Annotated in this window: 24 protein-coding genes; 7 read left to right on the forward strand and 17 right to left on the reverse strand. The window is 67.4% G+C overall.

All coding sequences use genetic code 11. The features are described 5' to 3' along the window. Positions 1-65 precede the first annotated feature (65 nt). From surE to G539_RS0103470, 12 genes are all read right to left on the reverse strand, one after another. Positions 66-824 carry a 5'/3'-nucleotidase SurE gene (gene surE, locus G539_RS0103415; RefSeq protein WP_029073954.1) on the reverse strand — a complete coding sequence of 253 codons (759 nt, stop codon included), beginning with the start codon at positions 822-824 and terminating at the stop codon, positions 66-68. Positions 825-885: 61 nt separating this feature from the next. Then, positions 886-2,199 carry a serine--tRNA ligase gene (gene serS / locus G539_RS0103420; protein WP_029073955.1) on the reverse strand — a complete coding sequence of 438 codons (1,314 nt, stop codon included), beginning with the start codon at positions 2,197-2,199 and terminating at the stop codon, positions 886-888. Positions 2,200-2,405: 206 nt separating this feature from the next. Further along, positions 2,406-3,227, reverse strand: coding sequence for a twin-arginine translocase subunit TatC (tatC, locus tag G539_RS0103425; RefSeq protein WP_029073956.1), 822 nt, complete (start codon positions 3,225-3,227; stop codon positions 2,406-2,408). Further along, the gene (gene tatB, locus G539_RS23555; RefSeq protein WP_035829919.1) at positions 3,224-3,859 is read right to left on the reverse strand and encodes a Sec-independent protein translocase protein TatB; all 636 of its coding nucleotides are present in this window, start codon (positions 3,857-3,859) and stop codon (positions 3,224-3,226) included. The genes tatC and tatB overlap by 4 nt, the downstream gene beginning before the upstream one ends. 76 nt (positions 3,860-3,935) lie before the next feature. Next, positions 3,936-4,160, reverse strand: a complete 225-nt coding sequence (locus G539_RS0103435; protein ID WP_029073957.1) for a twin-arginine translocase TatA/TatE family subunit — start codon at positions 4,158-4,160, stop codon at positions 3,936-3,938. A 98-nt stretch (positions 4,161-4,258) separates the two neighbouring features. Next, the gene (locus G539_RS0103440) at positions 4,259-5,374 is read right to left on the reverse strand and encodes an ABC transporter ATP-binding protein (protein WP_035829922.1); all 1,116 of its coding nucleotides are present in this window, start codon (positions 5,372-5,374) and stop codon (positions 4,259-4,261) included. Between the two features lie 84 nt (positions 5,375-5,458). Beyond that, a complete protein-coding gene (scpB, locus tag G539_RS0103445; protein ID WP_051231109.1) occupies positions 5,459-6,148 on the reverse strand; it encodes an SMC-Scp complex subunit ScpB in 690 nt (229 codons plus the stop codon). Then, positions 6,141-6,968, reverse strand: a complete 828-nt coding sequence (locus tag G539_RS23560) for a segregation and condensation protein A (protein ID WP_035829924.1) — start codon at positions 6,966-6,968, stop codon at positions 6,141-6,143. The genes scpB and G539_RS23560 overlap by 8 nt, the downstream gene beginning before the upstream one ends. A 15-nt stretch (positions 6,969-6,983) precedes the next feature. Then, a complete protein-coding gene (gene nagZ / locus G539_RS0103455) occupies positions 6,984-8,018 on the reverse strand; it encodes a beta-N-acetylhexosaminidase (protein ID WP_029073960.1) in 1,035 nt (344 codons plus the stop codon). A 70-nt stretch (positions 8,019-8,088) separates the two neighbouring features. Continuing rightward, complete coding sequence (locus tag G539_RS0103460) at positions 8,089-9,789, reverse strand: SPOR domain-containing protein (RefSeq protein ID WP_156911767.1); 1,701 nt, start codon at positions 9,787-9,789, stop codon at positions 8,089-8,091. 65 nt (positions 9,790-9,854) lie between these two features. Then, positions 9,855-11,612 (reverse strand): arginine--tRNA ligase, encoded by a 1,758-nt coding sequence (argS, locus tag G539_RS0103465; RefSeq protein ID WP_029073962.1) that lies wholly within the window; start codon positions 11,610-11,612, stop codon positions 9,855-9,857. 46 nt (positions 11,613-11,658) lie between these two features. Then, positions 11,659-12,876, reverse strand: coding sequence for a deoxyguanosinetriphosphate triphosphohydrolase (locus G539_RS0103470; protein WP_029073963.1), 1,218 nt, complete (start codon positions 12,874-12,876; stop codon positions 11,659-11,661). 110 nt (positions 12,877-12,986) lie between these two features. On the opposite strand from G539_RS0103470, the gene erpA reads away from it, so the two are divergent. Next, the gene (erpA, locus tag G539_RS0103475; protein ID WP_029073964.1) at positions 12,987-13,325 is read left to right on the forward strand and encodes an iron-sulfur cluster insertion protein ErpA; all 339 of its coding nucleotides are present in this window, start codon (positions 12,987-12,989) and stop codon (positions 13,323-13,325) included. Between the two features lie 47 nt (positions 13,326-13,372). Here the strand turns inward: erpA and G539_RS0103480 are convergent, their stop codons facing one another. Further along, the gene (locus G539_RS0103480; RefSeq protein ID WP_035830278.1) at positions 13,373-14,860 is read right to left on the reverse strand and encodes an AMP nucleosidase; all 1,488 of its coding nucleotides are present in this window, start codon (positions 14,858-14,860) and stop codon (positions 13,373-13,375) included. A gap of 88 nt (positions 14,861-14,948) precedes the next feature. Further along, positions 14,949-15,374, reverse strand: a complete 426-nt coding sequence (locus G539_RS0103485; protein ID WP_029073966.1) for an OsmC family protein — start codon at positions 15,372-15,374, stop codon at positions 14,949-14,951. A 193-nt stretch (positions 15,375-15,567) separates the two neighbouring features. Here G539_RS0103485 and xth point away from each other — a divergent pair, with 193 nt between their 5' ends. From xth to G539_RS26505, 6 genes are all read left to right on the forward strand, one after another. Next, positions 15,568-16,350 carry an exodeoxyribonuclease III gene (gene xth / locus G539_RS0103490; protein WP_029073967.1) on the forward strand — a complete coding sequence of 261 codons (783 nt, stop codon included), beginning with the start codon at positions 15,568-15,570 and terminating at the stop codon, positions 16,348-16,350. A gap of 5 nt (positions 16,351-16,355) precedes the next feature. Beyond that, on the forward strand, positions 16,356-16,769 hold the full coding sequence (locus G539_RS23565) for a GFA family protein (RefSeq protein WP_245576799.1): 414 nt from the start codon (positions 16,356-16,358) through the stop codon (positions 16,767-16,769). Positions 16,770-16,779: 10 nt separating this feature from the next. Further along, positions 16,780-17,832: a DUF2332 domain-containing protein gene (locus tag G539_RS0103500; RefSeq protein ID WP_029073968.1), complete on the forward strand. Its 1,053-nt coding sequence runs from the start codon at positions 16,780-16,782 to the stop codon at positions 17,830-17,832. 89 nt (positions 17,833-17,921) lie between these two features. Further along, entirely contained in the window at positions 17,922-18,251 is a 330-nt protein-coding gene (locus tag G539_RS0103505; RefSeq protein ID WP_156911769.1) for a hypothetical protein, read from the forward strand. 3 nt (positions 18,252-18,254) lie between these two features. Beyond that, a complete protein-coding gene (locus G539_RS0103510) occupies positions 18,255-18,959 on the forward strand; it encodes a helix-turn-helix transcriptional regulator (RefSeq protein ID WP_029073970.1) in 705 nt (234 codons plus the stop codon). Continuing rightward, positions 18,956-19,291: a TfoX/Sxy family DNA transformation protein gene (locus G539_RS26505; RefSeq protein ID WP_084639772.1), complete on the forward strand. Its 336-nt coding sequence runs from the start codon at positions 18,956-18,958 to the stop codon at positions 19,289-19,291. The genes G539_RS0103510 and G539_RS26505 overlap by 4 nt, the downstream gene beginning before the upstream one ends. Here the strand turns inward: G539_RS26505 and era are convergent. From era to lepB, 3 genes are read right to left on the reverse strand one after another with little or no spacing between them, the layout of a single operon-like run. Then, entirely contained in the window at positions 19,221-20,168 is a 948-nt protein-coding gene (era, locus tag G539_RS0103520; protein ID WP_051231053.1) for a GTPase Era, read from the reverse strand. The two genes, G539_RS26505 and era, sit on opposite strands and share 71 nt — an antisense overlap. After that, complete coding sequence (gene rnc, locus G539_RS0103525; protein WP_029073973.1) at positions 20,158-20,880, reverse strand: ribonuclease III; 723 nt, start codon at positions 20,878-20,880, stop codon at positions 20,158-20,160. The genes era and rnc overlap by 11 nt, the downstream gene beginning before the upstream one ends. Next, positions 20,877-21,632 carry a signal peptidase I gene (gene lepB, locus G539_RS0103530; RefSeq protein WP_029073974.1) on the reverse strand — a complete coding sequence of 252 codons (756 nt, stop codon included), beginning with the start codon at positions 21,630-21,632 and terminating at the stop codon, positions 20,877-20,879. Before lepB ends, rnc begins: the two co-directional genes overlap by 4 nt. Positions 21,633-21,651: the final 19 nt, after the last annotated feature.

Genomic DNA, 21,651 nt, shown 5'->3' on the forward strand with positions numbered 1-21,651 from the left:
AGTCATGCGGCAGAGGTGGTAAACGCCGTCTTATTGCAGCTCGAGCGATCGTCGATTTCGCGCGTTCAGTCGAACAGGGCGTTCAGCTCGTGCGCCTGGTCATAGGCCGTCATGTCGAGCCGGAGCGGCGTGACGGAAATGACGCCGCGCCGGAGCGCGTCGACGTCGGTGCCGGCGGCATGCTCCTCGTCGATGCGGCGATGCTTCAGCCAGAAATACGGATTGCCGCGGCCGTCATTGCGCTCGTCGACTGTGAGGCCGTGCGAGACGACGCCCTGCGAAGTTACCTCGACGCCGGCGATCAGGCCCGGCGCGCGGTTGGGGAAGTTCAGGTTGTAGAGCACGCCGCGCGGGCAGCCATGCGCGATCAGCTTCTTCAGGATGCGCGGCGCATGCGCCTCGACGGTCTCCCACGGAATCACCCGACGCCCATCGGCGAAATCGTAGGCCTGACTGAGCGCGATCGACGGAATGCCGAGCAGCGTGCCCTCGATGGCGCCGGCGACCGTGCCCGAATAGGTCACGTCGTCGGCGGCATTCTGCCCGGAATTGACGCCGGAGAGGACGAGGTCGGGCGCGCGGTCCATGACCTTGCGCACGGCCATGATCACGCAGTCCGTCGGCGTGCCGCGCACCGCGTAGGTCTGCTCGGAGACCTGACGCAGGCGCAACGGATCGTTCAGCGTCAGCGAATGCGCCAGGCCCGACTGGTCGGTTTCCGGCGCGACCACCCAGACATCGTCCGACAGCGTCCGCGCGATGCGCTCCAGGACCGCAAGGCCGGGAGCATGGATGCCGTCGTCATTGGTGATCAGGATGCGCATGTCGGATCCGCTTTCGCTTTTCGTCGGGTCGATATGTGGAATGGTCGCTGGGCCGGAACCGTCAGGACGCGGCGAGAGTCTCCAGCCCGCCCATATAGGGCTTGAGCGCTGACGGGACCGTGACGCTGCCGTCCTCGTTCTGATAGGTCTCCATCACGGCGATCAGCGCGCGGCCGACGGCCGTGCCCGAGCCGTTCAGCGTGTGCACGAAGCGCGTGCCCTTCTCGCCGCCCTGGCGATAGCGAGCATTCATCCGGCGCGCCTGGAAATCGTCGCAGACCGACACGGACGAGATCTCGCGATAGGTGTTCTGCCCTGGAAGCCAGACCTCGATGTCGTAGGTCTTGCGCGAGCCGAAGCCCATATCGCCGGTGCAGAGCGTCACGACGCGATAGTGCAGGTCGAGCTTCTTCAGCACGGCCTCGGCGCAGGCGAGCATGCGCTCGTGCTCGTCGATCGACGTCTCGGGCGTGGTGATCGAGACCAGCTCGACCTTGTTGAACTGATGCTGGCGCAGCATGCCGCGCGTATCGCGGCCGGCGGAACCCGCCTCCGAGCGGAAGCAGGGCGTCAGCGCCGTGAAGCGGAGCGGCAGCTCCTTCTCGTCGAGAATGCTCTCGCGCACCAGGTTGGTCAGCGGCACCTCGGCGGTCGGGATCAGCCAATGCTGCTCGCCGGCCTTGAACAGGTCCTCGGCGAATTTCGGCAGCTGGGCCGTGCCATAAAGCGCGTCATCCTTGACCAGCAGCGGCGGCTGCACCTCGGTATAGCCGTGCTCGGTCGTGTGCAGATCGAGCATGAACTGGCCGATGGCGCGCTCCAGCCGGGCCAGTTGGCCCTTCAGCACGACGAAGCGACTGCCCGAGATTCGCGCCGCGGCCTCGAAATCCATCTGGCCGAGCGCCTCGCCGATATCGAAATGCTCTTTCGATTCAAAGCTGTGCACGCGCTTCTTCGGGCGAGCGGCGGCGGCCTGCTCTTCGGTCAGGTTGCGACCGAAATACGGGACGTTGTCGGCCTCGTCCTTGCCGAGAGGCACATCCTCGAGCGGCGCGTTCGGGATCACCGCCAGCGCGTCGTCGAGCTCCTTGTTGAGGCGTCGCTCCTCGTCCTCGGCATGGGCCAGGAATTCCTTCAGCGTCGCCACCTCGGCCATCAGCCGCTGGGCCGTCTCTTCGTCCTTGGCGCCCTTCGCCTTGCCGATCTCCTTGGAGGCAGCGTTGCGGCGCTCCTGCGCGGCCTGGACCTTGACGATGTGGGCGCGGCGCGCCTCATCCAGGGCGATCAGCGTCGACGAGATCGGCTCGGCCCCACGACTGGCAAGCGCGCGGTCCAGCGCCTCGGGGTTTTCGCGGATCCATTTGATATCGAGCATGATCAAGCCTCGAGCAGAAGGCGGCCGTCATCCCGGCCGCAGAAGAGCGAAGATATCGCCGCATGACGGATAGTGTGAGTGGCGCGGCGGATCAACCCGGGAGCGAGGCGCGGGAGCCAGAAAGCGCCGCCGCCACACGCCGCGCAGCAAAAAGCCGCGCCGCCCGGGGCGACGCGGCTTCGAGATGGGTCCAGTCAGGCGACGGCTCAGGCGCCGGCGCTTTCCTCGTCCGTGTCCTCCGACGCGGCCTCGGAACGCTTCCGCTCGACCATGCGCACGGAGAAGATCGACGCCTCGTAGAGCAGCATGGCGGGGATCGCCAGCGAGATCTGGCTGATGATGTCCGGCGGCGTCAGGACCGCGGCGACGACGAAGGCGATGACGATCGCGTAGCGGCGCTTGTCCCGGAGCATCTGGCTCGAGACGACGCCGGCCCTACCCAGCAGCGTCAGCACCACCGGCAGCTGGAACACGATGCCGAAGGCCAGCGTCAGCGTCATGATTAGGCCGAGATACTCGTTGACCTTGAACAGCGCCTCGATCTGCGCCTTATGCTCGCCGCCGGTCTGCTGGAACGACAGGAAGAAGTGCAGCGCCATCGGCAGGACGAGGAAATAGACGAGCGCCGCGCCGATGATGAACAGCACCGGCGTCGCGATGAGATAGGGCACGAAGGCCTGCTTCTCATGCTTGTAGAGGCCGGGCGCCGCGAACTTGTAGATCTGCATGGCGATCACCGGGAAGGCGATGAACACCGCCCCGTACAGCGCCAGCTTCATCTGCGTCAGGAAATACTCCTGCGGCGCCGTGTAGATCAGCTTGACGTCCTGCGCCGGCCCCACCGCCCACTCATAGGGAAGCACGAGGATGTTGTAGATCGTGCCGGCGAAATAGAAGCAGACCAGAAAGGCGAGCAGCACCGCCACCAGCGTCTTGATCAGCCGCGAGCGCAGCTCGATCAGATGCTCCATCAGCGGCATGCGGCTCGCTTCAATCTCGTCTTCTTCGGTCGTCGGTTTGTCGCTCATGTCTTGGACTCTTCGGTCGCGGGCACGGCGACCGACTGCGCAGGCGCCACGGCCGGCGAGGCGTCTGCCTCAGCGGACTTCGTCGACTTGCGCGGCTTGCGGGCCGGCGCGGCCTCGCCTTCGGCGGCCTTGGTGCGCGGTGCCCGCGGCTTGGCCGGTGCGTCGCCATCCGTTGCCGCCGACGTGCGCGGCGGCGCCCGTGGCTTCGACGCCGGCTTATCGGCCGGTTCCGGAGCGGCCGCGACCGGCGCTGCTGCCACTGCGGCGGGACTCGGTGCCGCCGCAGACGGCTCGATATCGGCGGCCGTCGCGGGTTGTAGTGGCTGGTCGATCGGCGGCGGCACCGGGGCCGGAGCCGGCTTCGCGACAGGGCCCGAAAGCGGGTTCAGGCTGTCCTTGATGTCGTTGATGGGGTTCAGGCCACGCAACTCGTCGAACGACTTCTTGACGTCGTCGAGCTCCGCCTCCTTGAGCGCCTCGTTGAACTGCCCCTGAAACTCACCCGCCATCTTACGCATCTTCGAGAGCGTGCGCCCCAGCGCACGCATCATTGGTGGCAGATCCTTCGGACCCACCACGACGATCGCAACGACAGCGATGACGAGCAGTTCGCTCCAGCCGATATCCAGCATAGTCTCACACCGACCGGCCTACCTGGACCCGCACAGAGCGCGGATCCGGACGAGCGTCGCGGCCCTTCTTCAGGCCTTAGCTGGCGCGGGTCTTCTCGTCGGACTTCGGCGAGACGACGTCGGCGGGCTTATGGTCGATCGTCGGCTTCTCGGCGCTGTCGTCGTCATCGGCGAGCCCCTTCTTGAAGCTCTTGACGCCCTTCGCCATGTCACCCATCACATCCGAAATCTTCCCCTTGCCGAACAGCAGGAGAACGATCACCAGCACGATCAGCCAGTGCCAGATGCTGAAAGAACCCATCAACTCATCTCCACAAAAAGAACGCAGCGCGCGTATGGTGCGCGACTATCGCAGACGGACCCAGCGGCCGCAACCAACCTCTTGACCCGCATGTAGGGTTATTCCGACTCTTTGGCAAACACGAGAACGTCACGCGGATCCGCGGTCAGCCATACCGTGCTGCCAACCGTGAACGGCATGATGTTTTCCCGCGTCCGGATCCGGACCGGCCGGTCGGTGCCGTCAATCGCCACGCTGAGGAGATCGACCTCACCGAGGAATTGGTGGCCGACGATCCGGCCGGGCACGCCGTCGCCGGCGATGGCGAAGCCGACGCCCTGCGGACGGACGCCCACCACGACGGCGGCGCCGTCGGCATGGCCATGCGCGCTGAACGTGCCCATCGCGGTCTCGGCGCGACCGTTCTTCACCGTCGCCTCGAACTCGTTGAGCTCGGAGAAGAAGCGCGCCGCGTAGAGATCGACAGGCTTTTCGTAGAGCTGCCGCGCCGTGCCGACCTGAAGCAGCCTTCCATGCCGCATCAGCGCGATGCGGTCGCCCATCCGCATCGCCTCCTCCGGATCATGGGTGACGATGATGCAGGTGGCGCGCGTCTCGCGGATGATCGCCATGGTCTCTTCCCGCACATGATCGCGCAGGCGTTTGTCGAGACCCGAGAAGGGCTCGTCCATCAGCAGCATGGAGGGACGCGGCGCTATGGCGCGCGCCAGCGCCACGCGCTGCTGCTCGCCGCCCGAAAGCGCATGCGGATGCGCCGCGGCATAGCCGTCGAGGCCGACGCGCTGGAGCACCAGGCGCCCCTGTCGCTCAGCCTCGGCGCGCGGCAAGTCGTCGAGGCCGTAGGTGACGTTCTTCAGGATCGTCATGTGCGGAAACAGCGCGTAGTCCTGGAACATCAGGCCGACGCCACGCTTTTCCGGCGGCACGAAGGTCGTGGGTCCGGCCATCTCTCGACCGTTCACCGTGATGCGCCCGCCCGACGGGCGCTCGAGCCCGGCGGTGACGCGCAACAGGGTCGTCTTGCCGCAGCCCGACCGGCCGAGCAGGCAGATCACCTCGCCCGGCTCGATGTCCAGCTTGATGCCGCGCAACGACGGCGCGTCGCCGTAGTGATGCGTGACGCCGTCAAAGCCGAGCTTGGCGGCGATGGCGACACCGGCGGTGCCGCGACGTCCCCAGGCGGTGCGTTCAATCCATTGGGTGCTTGCGCTCATGCCTGCGGTTTAGCGGGTGAACGCGCCGCCGTCGAGTTTGTCATCGCGCCGGGGGGCCATGCCGCGTCGTGGAGGCGGCAGAGCCTAGTCGTGATCGGTCAGGCCGGCGGCCAGAAGATCGGCCGGATCGAGCGGGTCCTCGTCGTCGGTCAGGGCGTCGCCGTCGCGCGGCTCCGGCACGGTGAACCCGGGCGGGATACGCCCGTCGAGCAGCCCTGCCCCCTTGAGCTCGTCGAGGCCCGGCAGGTCGCCGATCGCCTCGAGGCCGAAATGCACGAGGAAGGCCTCCGTGGTGCCATAGGTGACCGGGCGGCCCGGCGAGCGCCGGCGGCCGCGCATACGGATCCAACCCGCCTCCATCAGCACGTCGATCGTGCCCTTGGAGATGGAAACGCCGCGGATCTCCTCGATCTCGGCACGCGTGACCGGCTGGTGATAGGCGATGATCGCCAGCGTCTCCAGCGCCGCGCGCGACAGCTTCTTCTGCTCGTGCGCGTCGCGCTGCAGCAGGAAGGCGAGATCGCTCGCCGTGCGGAACATGTACTTGCCGGCCACCTTCACGAGGTTCACGCCGCGCCCCGAATAGGCGTGCTCGATCTCGCGCAGCAACGCGTCGACGTCGCTACCCTCCGGCAGACGTGCCGCAAGCTCCGCCTTCGACAGGGGCTGGGCACTGGCGAACAGCATGGCCTCGACCATGCGCAGCGCCATGCGCTGCTCGGCCGACGCGAGCAGCGTCAGGTTTCCGGCCTCGGTGTTCAATCGGTCAGTCATGATCGGTCTCCGCGCGGCCGCCATCGCGATCGCGCATGTAGAGCGAGGCGAACGGCGCCGTCTGGCGCAGCTCCACCCTGCCCTCGCGCACCAGCTCGAGGCTGGCGCTGAACGAACTCGCCAGCACCGTCGCCCGCATTTCCGGCGTCAGCACATAGGGCGACAGGAAGACGTCGACCGGCGTCCAGTCCGCGATGCTGCCGATCATCCGCGTCAGCACCTCGCGCGCCTCCGCCAGCGACCACACCTGCCGGCGGCGCACATGTACGACCGAGACCATCTGGCGCTGCCGCTGGCCGGCATAGGCGCTCAGCAGGTCGTAGAGCGTGGCGCCATAGACGCTGTGGTCGATGACCTCGATCGGTTCCGGCATGCCGCGGGCGAACACCTCGCGGCCCAGCCTGTCGCGATTGACGAGCTTGGCCGACGCGTCACGCATCGCCTCGAGGCGCCGCAGCCGGAAGGCCAGCGCAGCGGCCATCTCCTCGCCGCTCGGCTCCTCGTCCGGGGCCGGCGCCGGCAGCAGCAGGCGCGATTTCAGATAGGCGAGCCACGCCGCCATGACGAGATAGTCCGCCGCGAGCTCCAGCCGCAGCTGCCGCAGATGCTCGATATAGGCGAGATACTGCTCGGCCAGCGCCAGGATCGAGACCTTGGCGAGATCGACCTTCTGGGTGCGCGCGAGGGCCAGCAGCAGGTCGAGCGGGCCTTCGAAGCCGTCGACATCGACGACAAGCGCCGCCCCGGCCTCGGCGCGGTCGCCGCGCCCCTCCATCTCCCAGAGATCGCTCTGGCCGTTCTGGTCACTGGTCCCGGCCATTCCCGTCACGTCCGCTCAGGCTACCGCCGGCGGCCAGCCGGCACGCTCGGCGAGGGTGGCATATTCGGCCTCCGCCGCCTCGCGGTCGAGCGTGTGCGGCGGCTTGCGCGCGGCGCGGGCCGCCTCCGCTCGCTCCGCCGCTCTGCCGGACAGTTCGGGCACGGCGCGGGCAACGTCCCGCATCTCGTCCATCACGCCGTTGCAGTGCAGGACCATGTCGCAACCGGCCCCGAGCACCGCGGCGGCGCGGCTGGCGAAATCGCCGCCCAGCGCGTTCATCGACAGATCGTCGCTCATCAGGAGACCGTCGAAACCGATCGCGCCGCGAATGACCTCCTCGACGACGACGGGCGAGGTCGTCGCCGGCCGGTCCGGATCGACGGCGGTGAAGACGATATGCGCCGTCATCGCCATTGGCAGATCGTTGAGCGCCCGGAACGGCACGAAATCCGACGCCTTCAGCGTAGACAGGCTGGCGTCCACGACCGGCAGGCTCAAATGGCTGTCGACGGTGGCCCTGCCATGGCCGGGCATGTGCTTCATCACCGGCAGCACGCCACCAGCGGCGAGGCCTTCCGTGGTCGCCCGACCGAGGACTGAAACCACGTCCGCAGCCTCCGCATAGGCGCGATTGCCGATCGCCGCATGCGTCTGCGGCGTGCCGACGTCGAGCACGGGAAGGCAATCGACGGTGATGCCGAGATCGATCAGGTCGGAGGCGATCAGCCGGCCATGCAGCCAGGCCATCCGGCGACCGGCGGCCTGATCCTCGGCATAGAGATCGCCGGCGAAGCGGGCCGCCGGGCGATTGCGCCAATGTGGCGGCGCGATGCGCTGGACGCGCCCCCCCTCCTGGTCGATCAGAACCGGGCGGTCCGGATCGCCGAGGACATCGCGGAAGGTCGCGACGAGGTCGCAGACTTCTTCCGGCGAGCCGATGTTGCGCTTGAACAGGATCAGCGCCCAGGGCCGCTCGTCGCGGAAGAACGCGATCTCGTCGTCGGTGAGGCTGCGACCGGCGCAGCCCGAAATGAATGCTTTGGCGGTCATTCTTCGGCCTTAGCCGCTTGCCGTCAGGACCGCAAGCGGCGGCGATCCCGCCGCCTGCGTTCCGTCGCGGTCAGTTCTTCTGGACGATGCAGTCACCGCCGGCGGCACGCAGGCTTTCGCAGAGCGACACGGCTTGGTCGCGCGTCGCCATCGGCCCCACGCGAGTTCGGTAGTAGACGCCCTTGGCGCCGAGATCGGCGCGCACGATGTTGGGCTCCTGGCCACCGAGGATGCCGGGGAACTTGCGCTGCATGGCGCGATAGGCGGCCACGGCCTGCTCTTCCGAGCGCTGCGACGACACCTGGACGACGAAACCATCGGATGCCGGCGCGCTGGCGCGCGGCGCCGCCGCGGCGGGCTCGGGAGCCGATGCGGTCTGCTGCGGACGCGGCTTGGCAGGCGCCGGGGCAGGTTCCGGGGCGCGAGCGACCGGCGGGGCCTCCGGCTCCGGCGCTGCGGCGACGGGGTCCGGCTGGGCCGGTGCGCTGGCGGCGGGAGCGGCCGGCTGCGACGGCGCGTTGTCGGCGGACGCCGCGCCACCGCGCGGCTGCGCCTCGCTGGAAATGATCGTCCCGTCCGGCTTCACCACCACGGTGCGGACCTTGCGCGGACCCGAATCGAGATCGGTGGCCGGCGCGGCCGGAGCCGAACCGGCGAGATCGTCGATCGACTGCGGCGTGCCGCCCTCGCCCGGCGCGCCGGGGAGAATGATGCGCGAGATCTCGCGGCTCGCTTCGGATTCGCTGCTCGCGGGGCGCTCGTCGATCGGACCATCGTCGGGCAGCACGAGCTGTTCGTCGCCGGCAAGCTCCGGGCTGGCGCGGTCATAGATGAGCTTGTTCTGCGCCACCTCGGTCTCGGCCGGCTGGGCCGCCGGCTGGACCTTGGTCGGGCCCTCCTCGGCCGCGATCACGCGCGGCGCGCCGCTGTCGGTAGTGTCGCCGCCGCCCTTCAACGCCAGGGCGCCAAGGCCTCCGGCGAGGATGACCGCCAGGGCGCCTGCCGCGATCACCAGTCCCTTGCGGGAGCGGCGCGGCTCGTCATAGTCGCCGCCGCGGCCATAGACCTGCTGGTCGTCATAGCCGTCATCGTCGTAGCCGACGTTCGGATCGTCGCCATACGCGTCGCCATATCCGGTCGAACGATCGTCGGCGCCGTTTTCCTGCCCGGAATAGTAGCTGTCGGCATATTGGGGCTGCTGCCCCCCGCGTCCCTGGTCCGGCGCGGCCGCATAGGCGGTTCCGGCATAGGGATCCTCGTCCTCATAGGCAGGCTGAGCGAAGGCTGCCTGCTGCGGGCGGGCCGCCGCCGGCTGGCGCGGCTCGGACTGATATCGGGGCTCCGCCTGCCGTGGCGGCTGCACCGGCTGCCATTGCGGCGGCGTGACGGGACCGCCGGGACGCAGCCCGATATGATCGAAGCCGGAATCCCGCGGCGGCACGGCGCGCGGCGGCTGCGGCTCGACCTGGGCCGGCCGCCCGGACGACGCCCGGACCGACGGATCAAACGACGACTGCAGGTCGTTCATCAACTCGGACTCGAGATCGAACGACATATCGCCGGCATGGCCGGCCTGGCTCGGCCGCACGGTCGGCGCGGCCATGGGGGCGCGGCTGCCGACGATGTCATCAAAACTCGACTTGCCCGACACGATCCGCGCCAACTCGACCAGGGGGTCGTCTTCCGCGGCGGACGACTGCTCGTTGCGTCGCCCCGTATTCCCGTCGGCGGGGGCCCGACTCGAGAACGAGTTATCGTAGCGATCTGCCATCGCGCTCCACTTTCCGTCTTACCCGATGCGGTTCGTCTTTCGGATGCCAAGCTCCGAGAGAGCCGTCACCGCATCTCTTCGGGCGCATTCACGCCGAGAACCAGCAAACCGGATGACAGCACCAGCTTTGTGGCGTGAACAAGGGCAAGCCGAGCCGCAGTCAACTGTGGTTCTTCAGAGTTAATAAAGCGTAATTGCGGCAGATCCTTACCCCGGTTCCACTGTTGATGGAACTCTGCTGCAAGTTCATGGAGGTAGAAGGCGATGCGATGCGGTTCGTGCGCATCCGCCGCCGATTCGATGATTCGCGGGAACTCCGCCAGGCGCCGCTGCAGGCCCAATTCACCCTGATCCTCGAGCAGCGTCAGGTCCGCGGCGGCCAGCGCCGAGGCCGACAGATCGAGCGCGGGCAGCTCCTGCGCGGCATTGCGCAGGATCGAAGCCGCGCGGGCGTGGCCGTACTGGACGTAGAAGACCGGGTTGTCCTTCGACTGCTCCGTCACCTTCTGGAAATCGAAGTCGAGCGGCGCATCGCTCTTGCGATAGAGCATCATGAAGCGGACGGCGTCGCGACCGACTTCCTCGACCACTTCGCGCAGGGTGATGAAGTCACCAGAGCGCTTCGACATGCGGACCGGCTCGCCGGCGCGGAACAGCTTCACCAGCTGGCAGAGCAGGACATCGACCGAAGCCGTGCCGCCCGAGATCGCGCGACCGACCGCCTGGAGGCGCTTCACATAGCCACCATGGTCCGCGCCCAGCACGTAGATCATCTGCTGGAAGCCGCGGTCGAACTTGTCCTTGAAGTAGGCGACGTCGCCGGCGAAGTAGGTGTAGCTGCCATCCGACTTCATCAGCGGCCGATCGATGTCGTCGCCGACATCGGTGGCGCGGAACAGCAGCTGCTCGCGATCTTCCCAATCCTCGGGAAGCTGGCCCTTCGGCGGCGGCAGCGTGCCGCGATAGACGAAGCCCTTCCTTTCCATGTCGGCGATCGTCGCGGCGATCTTGTCGCCATCCGGCCCGTTCAGCGAGCGCTCGGAGAAGAAGACGTCGTGATGCACGTTGAGCAGCGCCAGGTCGTCGCGGATCATCACCATCATGGCGCTGATCGCGGCGTCGCGGACGATCGGCAGCCACTCCGACTCCGGCATGTCGAGAAGCTTGCGACCATGCACGTCGGCCAGCGCGGCGCCGACCGGCATCAAGTAGTCGCCGGGATAGAGCCCTTCCGGGATCGCGCCGATCGTCTCCCCGAGCGCCTCGCGATAGCGCAGGAAGGCGGAACGGGCGAGGACGTCGACCTGACCGCCGGCATCGTTGATGTAGTATTCCTTGGTGACGGAATAGCCGGCCCAGTCGAGCAGGTTGGCGAGCGCGTCGCCGACCACGGCGCCACGGCAATGGCCGACATGCATCGGGCCGGTCGGATTGGCCGAAACATACTCGACATTGACCTTGCGGCCGCCGCCGTGCCGGCTGCGGCCATAATCCTGGCCCGCTTCCACCAGCGCCTTCAGCGCGTGGGCGCGATAGGGCGCGGCGAGCGTGAGATTGATGAAGCCGGGACCGGCGACGTCCACCGAGGCGACGTCCTCGTCGTCGCGCAGCCGGCCGGCAATCGCCTCGGCGAGATCGCGCGGCTTCAGGCCGAGCGGCTTGGCGAGGACCATGGCGGCGTTGGTGGCGAGATCGCCGTGGGTGGCGTCGCGCGGGGGCTCGACGACGATGCGCGAGAGATCGACCGGGGCGCTCTCGCGCGCGGCCAGGATGACCTCGACGGCGGATGTGACGCGTGCGGTGAAGTCGCGGAAAATATTCATGACGGGATGGCGCCCTTCGGGCTGATTAGAAAACTCTTGTGCGCGCCTAACCCAAATCGGGCGAAGCGTCAAACAGGCGGCGGTGCTCGCGCAGTGCATAGCGGTCCGTCATCCCCGCCAGAAAATCGGCGATGCGACGGGCCCGGCGGTGGGAATCGGAGAAATCGAGCCCACGCCGCCATTCCGTAGGCAGCGCGTCGGGATCCCGCCAGTATCGTTCGAACAGGCGCTCCACCACACCCTCGGCCGCCGTCATCACCTGCATCACGCGGGGATGCCTGTAGACGTTGTACCAGAGATGCGTCTTGATCGCCTTGTCGGCGACGGCGAGTTCCTCGGAAAAGGCGATCATCGGCTCGCCGGCATGACGGAGCGCGTCGGCCGAAGCGGGCCGCGCGGCGTCGAGCCGCCTCAGAGCCTCGCCGATGACGTCCTCGATCATCCGCGTGATCACGCGCCGGACCACCTCGTTGACGAGGCGCGGCTTTTCCAGGCCCGGATGGCGCGCGTCGATCTCGTCGATGATCTCCTTCAGGAAATCAACCTCGCGCAGGCCGTCGACATGCAGCAGCCCGGCCCGCAGGCCGTCGTCGATGTCGTGCGCGTCATAGGCGATATCGTCGGCAATCGCGGCCGCCTGGGCCTCGGCCGAGGCGTATGTCGCGAGTTGCAGGTCCTGCTCCGCGACATAGTCGAGGATCGCAGCCGGCAATGTCTTGCCCGCATAGGAACCGACGCCCCTGCCCTCGTCGTTGAGCAGCGGTCCATTGTGCTTGACCAGACCTTCCAGCGCTTCCCAGGAGAGATTGAGACCATCGAACTGCGGATAGCGCCGCTCGAGCTTGGTAACGACCCGCAGGCTCTGCGCGTTGTGGTCGAAACCGCCATGGTCGCGCATGACACGGTCGAGCGCCCTCTCGCCGGCATGGCCGAAGGGCGTGTGGCCGAGATCGTGCGAGAGCGCGATCGCTTCGGCGAGGTCCTCGTCGAGACGGAGGGCGCGCGCCAGGGCGCGGGCGATCTGCGCCACCTCGATCGTGTGGGTCAGGCGGGTGCGGTAGTGGTCGCCCTCGTCGAACAGGAAGACCTGCGTCTTGTCCTTCAGCCTGCGAAAAGCCGTCGAATGGACGATGCGGTCGCGGTCTCGCTGATAGGGCGTGCGGGTCGGGCTTTCCGGCTCTGGATAGAGCCGTCCGCGGCTCGTCGCAGGATCGACCGCGAAGACGGCATGCGGCCCGATTCCGAACCCGATCTCGCCCTTCATGCGCCGCTCCCCCACTCACCCGCCTCGCCGCGGCGATTGACACCGCCGATCGCATTCCTAACTATCGGTAGCGGCCGTCCGCAAGGCGCCCTTCTTACCGAAAGCTGCCCATGACCACCGAGACCCTCCAAGTAACCCTGTCCGACCGCGCCGCCAAGCGCATCGCCCGCATCCTGTCCAAGGAGCCGAGCGGCACGGCGCTGCGCGTCAGCGTTTCGGGCGGCGGCTGCTCGGGCTTCCAGTACGGCTTCGATCTCGATGCGACCCGCGCCGAGGACGACCTCGTGATCCAGAAGGACGGGGCGCTCGTGCTGATCGACCAGATCTCCCTGCCCTACATGGACGGTTCCGAGATCGACTTCGTCGACGACCTGATCGGCCAGTCGTTCCAGATCCGGAACCCGCACGCCACCGCGTCCTGCGGCTGCGGCACCAGCTTCGCGATGTAGCCGACGCGGCTTCCACACGGAAGCCGCCTGCGCCAACCGATCCGCCTTTACTGGAACGCGGTTTCCGTGAAGCTCCTGAGCTTGCGGGAATGCAGGCGCTCGGGCGCCATGTCGCGCAGCATCTCCATCGCGCGGATGCCGATCTCGAGATGCTGGCCAACCTGGCGGCGGTAGAAGTCCGAGGCCATGCCAGGCAGCTTCAGTTCGCCGTGCAGCGGCTTGTCGGAGACGCAGAGCAGCGTTCCATAGGGCACGCGGAAGCGGAAGCCGTTGGCGGCGATCGTCGCCGATTCCATGTCGAGCGCGATGGCACGCGACTGCGAGAAGCGCTGCACCGGCTCGCGGTGGTCGCGCAGCTCCCAGTTGCGGTTGTCGATCGTCGCCACCGTGCCCGTGCGCATGATCCGCTTCAGGTCATAGCCTTCGAGGCCGGTGACGGCCTCGACGGCGTCCTCGAGCGCCACCTGCACCTCGGCGAGCGGCGGGATCGGGATCCAGCTCGGCAGGTCGGCGTCGAGCACGTGGTCCTCGCGGACATAGCCATGCGCCAGCACATAGTCGCCGAGCGCCTGCGTGTTGCGCAGGCCGGCGCAGTGGCCGAGCATCAGCCAGGCATGCGGCCGCAGCACGGCGATGTGGTCGGTGATCGTCTTGGCGTTGGACGGGCCGACGCCGATATTGACCATCGTCAGGCCGGCATTGCCGGCGAATTTCAGGTGATAGGCCGGCATCTGCGGCAGGCGCGGCGGCGCTGTGCCCGCGACCGGCTCGGTGGCGCCCGCCGGAGTGATGACATTGCCGGGCTCGACGAACGCCTCGTAGCCACCGCCGCCCTCGGCCATCAGCTTGCGGGCGCGGACGCAGAACTCGTCGATGTAGAATTGGTAGTTGGTGAACAGCACGAAATTCTGGAAGTGCTCGGCATGCGTCGCCGTGTAATGCGCCAGGCGGAACAGCGAATAATCGATGCGCGGCGCCGTGAAGGGCGCCAGCGGCAGCGGCACGTCGGGCTGCGGCTCGTAGGTGCCGTTGACGATCGCGTCGTCGGTGACAGCCAGGTCCGGCACGTCGAACATGTCGCGCAGCGGCCGCTCGATCCGCTCGGCCAGCTGCCCCTCGACATGGACGCCGTTCGGAAAGGCGAAATGCAGCGGGATCGGCAGGTTCGACGGCCCCACCGTGACCGGCAGGCCGTGATTGCGAACGAGCAGCTTGATCTGTTCCTTCAGATAATTCCGGAACAGGCCCGGCTGCGTCACCGTCGTCGCGTAGACGCCGGGGCCCGATACATGACCATAGGCCAGGCGCGAATCGATCTTCGCGTAGCTCGTGGTGGTGAAGCGGATCTCGGGATAGGTGGCGCGGACGCGGCCGACGGGCGGATGGCCCTTCAGGAGCGCGTCGAAGCGTTCGCGCAGATGCGCCGTGTGGAGGTCATAGATCTCCTCGAGCCGCGCGATCGCCAGATCGGGATCGGTGAACGTCTCGCTGGCAATGGGCTTCGGGAGGTCGAACGGAACGGCATCGATCGGCATGGCACCCCACTTTCGGGCGCGACTGTCGACCAGCCGGCGCATGCGGTCAAGCCGTGCGCCGGCCGATTGCGAAGCGGTCTCGGTGCGATCAGACGAGCTTGGCCTCGAGCGCGATCGGAACGGCCTTCAGCGCCTTGGAGACGGGGCAGCCTTCCTTGGTGGCGGCGGCGATCTTGTCGAAGGTCGCTTTGTCGATGCCGGGCACCTTCGCCTCGGTAATGAGATCGATCTTCGTGATCCCGAAACCACCCTCGACGGGCTCGACCTTGACCTTGGCGGTGGTCGAGACGGATTCGACCGTGAAGCCGGCGCCAGAGAGACTTCCGGACAGCGCCATGGAGTAGCAGGCGGCGTGCGCCGCGGCGATCAGCTCCTCCGGATTGGTGCCCTTGCCCTCCTCGAAGCGCGACGAGAAATTGTATTGCCCTTCCCAGACTCCGTTGCCGACGTGAAGGGTTCCCTTGCCGCTCTTGAGATCCCCTTCCCACTTCGCGTCCGATGTCCTGACCGGCATTCGAGCCTCCTTGTAAGGGTTGATGCTCCGGCGGCGCCGGAGACCCTAGAGTTAGGCCGCGCAGGGTCGATCTCCAAGGGGCAGCGGGCGCCGCACGCGCCGTGTGACCGAAGTCGCGCACCAGATGTGCAAGACGCTCGCGCGCCGAGCCTTGGCGCTGGCAACGCGATGCGGATCGGCTAGTCTGCTCCGCATGAAGATCGCGACCTGGAACATCAACGGCGTCAAAGCCCGCATCGACACCGCCCTCGCCTGGCTCAAGGAAGCCTCGCCCGACATCGCCTGCCTGCAGGAGATCAAGTCGGTCGACGAGGGCTTCCCGACCTCGGCCTTCGAGGATCTCGGCTACAACGTCGCCACCCATGGACAGAAGGGCTTCAACGGCGTCGCCCTGCTCTCCAAGCTGCCGTTCGACGAGGTCAATCGCGGCCTGCCCGGCGACGACAACGACGCCCACGCCCGCTTCATCGAGGGCGTGTTCTCGGTGCCGAGCGGCGTGCTGCGCGTGGTGTCGCTCTACCTGCCGAACGGCAACCCGATCGGCACGGAGAAATTCTCCTACAAGCTGGCCTGGATGGAGCGGCTTCGGAACTGGGCTTCCGAACGGCTGACCTATGAAGAGCCGCTCGTGCTCGCCGGCGACTACAACGTCATCGCCGAGCCGCGCGACGCCAGGAACCCGTCGCTCTGGGTGGAGGACGCGCTGTTCCAGCCGGAGACGCGCCGCGCCTTCCGCGCCATCGAAACGCTCGGCCTGACCGACGCGGTGCGGGCCAGCAGCGACGACGACGACCTCTACACCTTCTGGGATTATCAGGCCGGCGCCTTCCAGAAGAACAACGGCATCCGCATCGACCACCTGCTGCTGTCGCCGCAGGCGGCCGACCGGCTCGTCTCCGCCGGCATCGACAAGCATGTCCGGGGCTGGGACAAGCCTTCGGATCACGTGCCGGTCCATGTGGAGCTTTCGATTTGAGCCAGGTGATGAGCGCGGCGCCGATCACGGGCGGATGCCTGTGCGGCCGCATCCACTACACGATCGACCGGCCGCCGCAGATCGTCTGCCACTGCCATTGCCGGCTATGCCAGCTGGCGAGCGGCGCGCTGTTCCTGACATGGGCGACCTTCGACGCGGCCGCGTTCACCCTGACCGCGGGCACGCCGACGATCCACGAATCCTCGGCGACCGGCCGGCGGCACTTCTGCGCCGATTGCGGCACACCACTGATGATGACGACCACGGACGAGCCGCAGAAGATCGACGTGACGCTGGCCTCGCTCGACGAGCCCGACCGCTTTGCCGTCCAGCACAACATCTGGGTCGGCAGTCGCCGTGCCGCGAGCAAGGGCTTCGACGCCACGCTGCCCTCGCATCTGGACGAACCGACCGGCTGAGGATCGCGGCATGACCGGGATGAGCGCCACGCTTCTGAATGCGTTCCGGTTCCAGGCCACCGCGTGCCGCGAACTCGGCTCGCCGTTCACGGCCGAAGTCTGCGCGATCCTCGCCGAACGGCTCGACGGCACGAGCCGCTTCGGCCGTCGCATTCTCGACTGGCCGGGCGATCCCTTCGCCGACGCGCTGGCGCTTCGCGCCGCCTCCGGGTTCCACGCCCTGAAACGCGCCGGCCGCGTGCCGGCCCTGCTCGCCGTCTATCCGCCCGTCTCGAACGACACCGACGCGCTCGGCGACGCCATCGCAGCAGCCATCGCGGCCGAAGATGATTTCCTGCACGACTGGCTCGACAGCCCGCCCCAGACGAATGAGGTCGCCCGCTCGTCGGTGATGCTCGGCGGCGCGCTGCGGCTCGGCGAGCAGTTCGGGCTACCCTTGGACTGGCACGAGATCGGCGCCAGCATGGGCCTCAATCTCGGCTTCGATCGCTATCGCTACGATCTCGGCGCCGGCCGCTGGGGCGATCCGAACTCCAGCGTCCCGATCCGCTCGGAATGGCACGGCAAAGGCCCGAACCTCGCCGCGCCGGTCCAGGTCGACCGCCGCGCCGGATGCGACATCACCCCGCTCGATCCGGGCTCGCGGGACGACCGGGAACGCCTGCTCGCCTATATCTGGGCCGATCAAAGCGAGCGCCTCGCCCGGGCCGAGGCGGCCCTCGACATGGCGGCGGCCGCGACCTGGCGGGTGGAGCGGGCGGATGCCGCCGCCTGGACCGCGCTGCACCTGACGGCGCCACCGCAAACCGGCCGAACCCGCGTCCTCGCCCATTCCGTGATGTGGCAGTATCTGCCCGAGCCGACGCGTGGCGCCATCCGCGCCAACATCGACTGTGCCGCGAAACAGGCGACGCCAGACGCGCCCTCCGCGTGGCTGCGCATGGAAGCCGACGGCCAGCGCGGCAGCGCCAGCGTCCGCCTCACGACGTGGCCGGGCGGCGACGAACGCGAGATCGGCCGCGCCGATTTCCATGGCCGCTTCGTTGACTGGACGATCGGCTGAGGCGAACCGAACATATCAAGAACAATTCTGTCAGGATCCTGCATCCAACTGACACAACGCTGTCAGTAGGCTAGGACTAGATTGTCAGCATGAAATCTGTTCGCGAGGGTCGCGTCATGAACGGCAACGTGCTCGAAATCAGCTCCTATCAGCTCGTCCCCGGCATCGATGAGCGCGCCTTCGTCAGGGCCGCCGACGAAGCCATGGGCGCCATGCGCCGGCAGCGCGGCTTCCTGGCCCGCAGCATCGCCAAGGCCGAGGACGGCCGCTTCACGGAAATCGTACACTGGCTAGACCGGGCATCGGCCCAGACCGCCAAGGCGCGGCTGGCAGCAAGCCCGGACGCGGCCGCCTTCTCCGCGCTGATCGACCCGCCGTCGCTGCGGCGGGACTATTATCCCGTCGCCTATTCCGGCTAGAAGATGCGGCGCGCCGACCGCCTGTTCGACATCGTCCAGATCCTGCGTGGCGCCCGCCTCAGGACGGCGCAGGAGATCGCCGATCGGCTGGAGGTCTCCGTCCGGACGGTCTATCGCGATATCGACGCGCTGGTGGCGACCGGCGTGCCGATCGAGGGCGAACGCGGCGTCGGCTATGTGCTGCGCGGCACCCTGTTGCTGCCGCCGCTCGCCTTCTCGCAGGCGGAGCTCGAGGGGCTGGCGCTCGGCGCGCGCTTCGTCGAGGCGTGGGCCGATCCGGAGCTGGCGGCGGCGGCGCGCGAGGCGCTGGTCAAGATCGACGCCGTCCTGCCCGATGCGCATCGCGGCGAAATCTGGCGCGACTCGGTCCAGGTTAATTCGCCCAGGCTGATCGCCGCGGCGAACGCGCAGCTCGCGCTGTTCCGAAAGGCGATCCGCCAGCGCCGCAAGATGCGGCTCAGCTATCGCAGCGCCGCCGAGGCCGAGACGGAGCGAACAATCCGGCCGCTGGCCATCGAAGCCTGGGGCCACGCCTGGACGGCGACGGCCTGGTGCGAACTCCGGGAGGACTTCCGCATGTTCCGGCTCGATCGCGTGATCGGGGCGGCACTTCTGGACGAGATCTTCCGGCCGGAAAAGGGCCGGACACTGGCCGACTACATGCGGCGTCTCCGGGAGGAGCGCGCCGCTCAGCGGCCCGCGCCATGACCGATCGCCCGATCCGGCAATTGCCCGGCATCGGCCCGAAGATGGCCGACTGGCTCGAGGCGGTCGACATCCGGCGGGAGGGCACGCTCCGCGAACTCGGGGCGGTCGATGCCTATTGGCGGCTCAAGCACCGCGATCCGCGCAGCATCAGCCTCAACGCGCTCTGGTGCCTCCATGCCGCGCTGCAAGGCATCCCGATGCGGGCCGTGGACGCGACGGTCAAGGGCCGCCTGCGCGCTGCGCTGACGGCCGAAGGTGGTACTAGCGCGGGAACTCGATCCCCATCTCGCGGTAGCGTTCGGGATCGTCGCCCCAGTTCTCGCGAACCTTGACGAACAGGAACAGGTGCACCGGCCGCTCGGCCATCTCCTGGATCTCGGTACGCGCCGCCATCGAGATCGCCTTGATGGTCTCGCCGCGATGGCCGATGACGATCTTCTTCTGCCCCTCGCGCTCGACATAGATGGTCTGCTCGATGCGGGTCGACCCGTCCGGCAGATCCTTCCAGAGCTCGGTCTCGACCGTCGACTGGTAGGGCAGTTCGTCGTGCAGGCGCAGGAACATCTTCTCGCGCGTGATCTCGGCGGCGAGGTTGCGCATCGGCAGATCCGAGATCTGGTCCTCGGGATAGAGCCACGGCCCTTCCGGAATGCGCTTCGCCAGATAGGACATCAGATCGGCGCAGCCATGACCCCGGAGCGCCGAGATCATGAAAGTCTGCTCGAACTTAACGGTCTGGTTGGCCTTGGCCGCCATTTCCAGCAGCGCCGTGTGCGGCACCGTGTCGATCTTGTTGATAACAAGGATCTTCGGCTGACCGACGGCCGCCACCTTGTCGAGGATCTGCGCCGTCTCGCTCTTCTGGAAGCGCTCGGCGTCGATCAGGACGCAAACGAGATCGGCATCCTTGGCGCCGCCCCAGGCCGTCTCGACCATCGCGCGGTCCAACCGGCGCTTCGGCTGGAAGATGCCCGGCGTGTCGACGAAAATGATCTGCGACGACCCTTCGAGCGCGATGCCGCGCATGATGGCGCGCGTCGTCTGCACCTTGTGCGTGACGATCGAGATCTTCGTCCCGACGAGCTGGTTGAGCAGCGTCGACTTGCCGGCATTCGGCGCGCCGATCAGCGCCACGAAACCGCAGCGGGTGGGCCCCTCCACGGCGGGCTCGATGTCGGACGGCGACTCGGGCGGCAACTCAGACGACATTCGTTTCTTCTCTCCATACGCCCTGGGCGCGCAGCACGGCAGTCGCCGCCTTCTGCTCCGCCTCGCGCCGCGAACGGCCCGTACCGAGGACTGCGGGCATGCCCTCGATCTTCACTTCAACGGTAAAATGCGGCGCGTGGTCAGGCCCGCTCCGCTCGGCAATCTCGTATTTCGGGGTAGCGAGACCCCTGCCCTGGACCCATTCCTGCAGCGTCGTCTTGGCATCGCGCAGCGGGCCGGTCCAGTTCAGCATGCGCTTGCGCCAGTTACGGTCGATGAAGGCGCGCGCGGCGTCCAGGCCGCCATCGACGAAAATGGCGCCGATCACCGCCTCGCAGACGTCGCCGAGGATCGCCGCCTTGCGGCGTCCGCCGGACTGCACCTCGCCGCCGCCGAGACGGATCCAGCTACCGAGATCGATGTCGGTCGCGACCTCGGCGCAGCTCTCGTTGCGAACGAGGCCGGTCAATCGACGCGCCAGTTCGCCCTCGTCGGCCTTCGGGAAGGCCTCGAGCAGCATGTCGGCGATGACGAGCGCCAGCACACGGTCGCCGAGAAACTCCAGGCGCTGATAGCTCTCGCCCTGCGCCATATGGCTCTCGGCCACGGCGCTCGCATGGGTGAGCGCACGCACCAGATGACCGCGACTCGAAAACCGATGTCCGATCCTCTCCTCGAGACGCTGCAGAGGTTCCTCGGAAGCCAAGCTCATATCACCTTGAAAAGTCGGTCGAAGCGAACGGTCCACGGCCATGTCCAGAACTGCCAGGCCTTCGCGCCCTCCTCGATCGAGAAGAACACCATGCCGGCGCGGCCAACGAAATTCTCGAAGGGCACATAGCCCACCGCACCGAGAACGCGGCTATCGGTGGAATTGTCCCGGTTGTCGCCCATCATAAAATAGTGATCGGCGGGCACCTCGTAGACCGGCGTGTCGTCGGAGAAGCTGCGCGGATCGAGATCGAGCACCGTATAGCTGACGCCGTTCGGCAGCGTCTCGCGATAACGCGGCACATGCGTCTGGGTGCCGAACTCGTCGGTCGTAACGTAGTCGTCGATCTTTTCCTTCGGCACGGCCGTGCCGTTGATGTGCAGCACGCCGCCGATCATCTGGATCTTGTCGCCCGGCAGCCCGATCACCCGCTTGATGTAGTCGACCGACGGGTCGCGCGGCAGCTTGAACACGGCGACGTCGCCGCGCTCGGGCGGCGTCGCCCAGATGCGGCCCGAGAACAGGTCCGGTGCGAAGGGGATCGAATATTTGCTGTAGCCGTAGGCGTATTTCGAGACGAACAGATAGTCGCCGACCAAGAGGGTCGACTTCATCGACCCGGACGGAATGTTGAAGGGCTGGAACAGGAAGGTCCGGACGATCAGCGCCAGAATGAGCGCATTGATGACGATCTTGACGGTCTCGCCCATGCCGCCGCGCTCGGCCTTGTATTTCTCGCCCGCCACGCTCATGCGTCCTTCCGATCCGTCC

The organism is Kaistia adipata DSM 17808, assembly GCF_000423225.1.
Lineage (GTDB): Bacteria > Pseudomonadota > Alphaproteobacteria > Rhizobiales > Kaistiaceae > Kaistia > Kaistia adipata.

Bases quoted from the DNA above. Each gene is read 5' to 3' on its own strand.
- surE (WP_029073954.1), bottom strand. From the start codon at position 824: ATGCGCATCCTGATCACCAATGACGACGGCATCCATGCTCCCGGCCTT.
- serS (WP_029073955.1), bottom strand. From the start codon at position 2,199: ATGCTCGATATCAAATGGATCCGCGAAAACCCCGAGGCGCTGGACCGC.
- tatC (WP_029073956.1), bottom strand. From the start codon at position 3,227: ATGAGCGACAAACCGACGACCGAAGAAGACGAGATTGAAGCGAGCCGC.
- tatB (WP_035829919.1), bottom strand. From the start codon at position 3,859: ATGCTGGATATCGGCTGGAGCGAACTGCTCGTCATCGCTGTCGTTGCG.
- G539_RS0103435 (WP_029073957.1), bottom strand. From the start codon at position 4,160: ATGGGTTCTTTCAGCATCTGGCACTGGCTGATCGTGCTGGTGATCGTT.
- G539_RS0103440 (WP_035829922.1), bottom strand. From the start codon at position 5,374: ATGAGCGCAAGCACCCAATGGATTGAACGCACCGCCTGGGGACGTCGC.
- scpB (WP_051231109.1), bottom strand. From the start codon at position 6,148: ATGACTGACCGATTGAACACCGAGGCCGGAAACCTGACGCTGCTCGCG.
- G539_RS23560 (WP_035829924.1), bottom strand. From the start codon at position 6,968: ATGGCCGGGACCAGTGACCAGAACGGCCAGAGCGATCTCTGGGAGATG.
- nagZ (WP_029073960.1), bottom strand. From the start codon at position 8,018: ATGACCGCCAAAGCATTCATTTCGGGCTGCGCCGGTCGCAGCCTCACC.
- G539_RS0103460 (WP_156911767.1), bottom strand. From the start codon at position 9,789: ATGGCAGATCGCTACGATAACTCGTTCTCGAGTCGGGCCCCCGCCGAC.
- argS (WP_029073962.1), bottom strand. From the start codon at position 11,612: ATGAATATTTTCCGCGACTTCACCGCACGCGTCACATCCGCCGTCGAG.
- G539_RS0103470 (WP_029073963.1), bottom strand. From the start codon at position 12,876: ATGAAGGGCGAGATCGGGTTCGGAATCGGGCCGCATGCCGTCTTCGCG.
- erpA (WP_029073964.1), top strand. From the start codon at position 12,987: ATGACCACCGAGACCCTCCAAGTAACCCTGTCCGACCGCGCCGCCAAG.
- G539_RS0103480 (WP_035830278.1), bottom strand. From the start codon at position 14,860: ATGCCGATCGATGCCGTTCCGTTCGACCTCCCGAAGCCCATTGCCAGC.
- G539_RS0103485 (WP_029073966.1), bottom strand. From the start codon at position 15,374: ATGCCGGTCAGGACATCGGACGCGAAGTGGGAAGGGGATCTCAAGAGC.
- xth (WP_029073967.1), top strand. From the start codon at position 15,568: ATGAAGATCGCGACCTGGAACATCAACGGCGTCAAAGCCCGCATCGAC.
- G539_RS0103500 (WP_029073968.1), top strand. From the start codon at position 16,780: ATGACCGGGATGAGCGCCACGCTTCTGAATGCGTTCCGGTTCCAGGCC.
- G539_RS0103505 (WP_156911769.1), top strand. From the start codon at position 17,922: ATGAAATCTGTTCGCGAGGGTCGCGTCATGAACGGCAACGTGCTCGAA.
- G539_RS0103510 (WP_029073970.1), top strand. From the start codon at position 18,255: ATGCGGCGCGCCGACCGCCTGTTCGACATCGTCCAGATCCTGCGTGGC.
- G539_RS26505 (WP_084639772.1), top strand. From the start codon at position 18,956: ATGACCGATCGCCCGATCCGGCAATTGCCCGGCATCGGCCCGAAGATG.
- era (WP_051231053.1), bottom strand. From the start codon at position 20,168: ATGTCGTCTGAGTTGCCGCCCGAGTCGCCGTCCGACATCGAGCCCGCC.
- rnc (WP_029073973.1), bottom strand. From the start codon at position 20,880: ATGAGCTTGGCTTCCGAGGAACCTCTGCAGCGTCTCGAGGAGAGGATC.
- lepB (WP_029073974.1), bottom strand. From the start codon at position 21,632: ATGAGCGTGGCGGGCGAGAAATACAAGGCCGAGCGCGGCGGCATGGGC.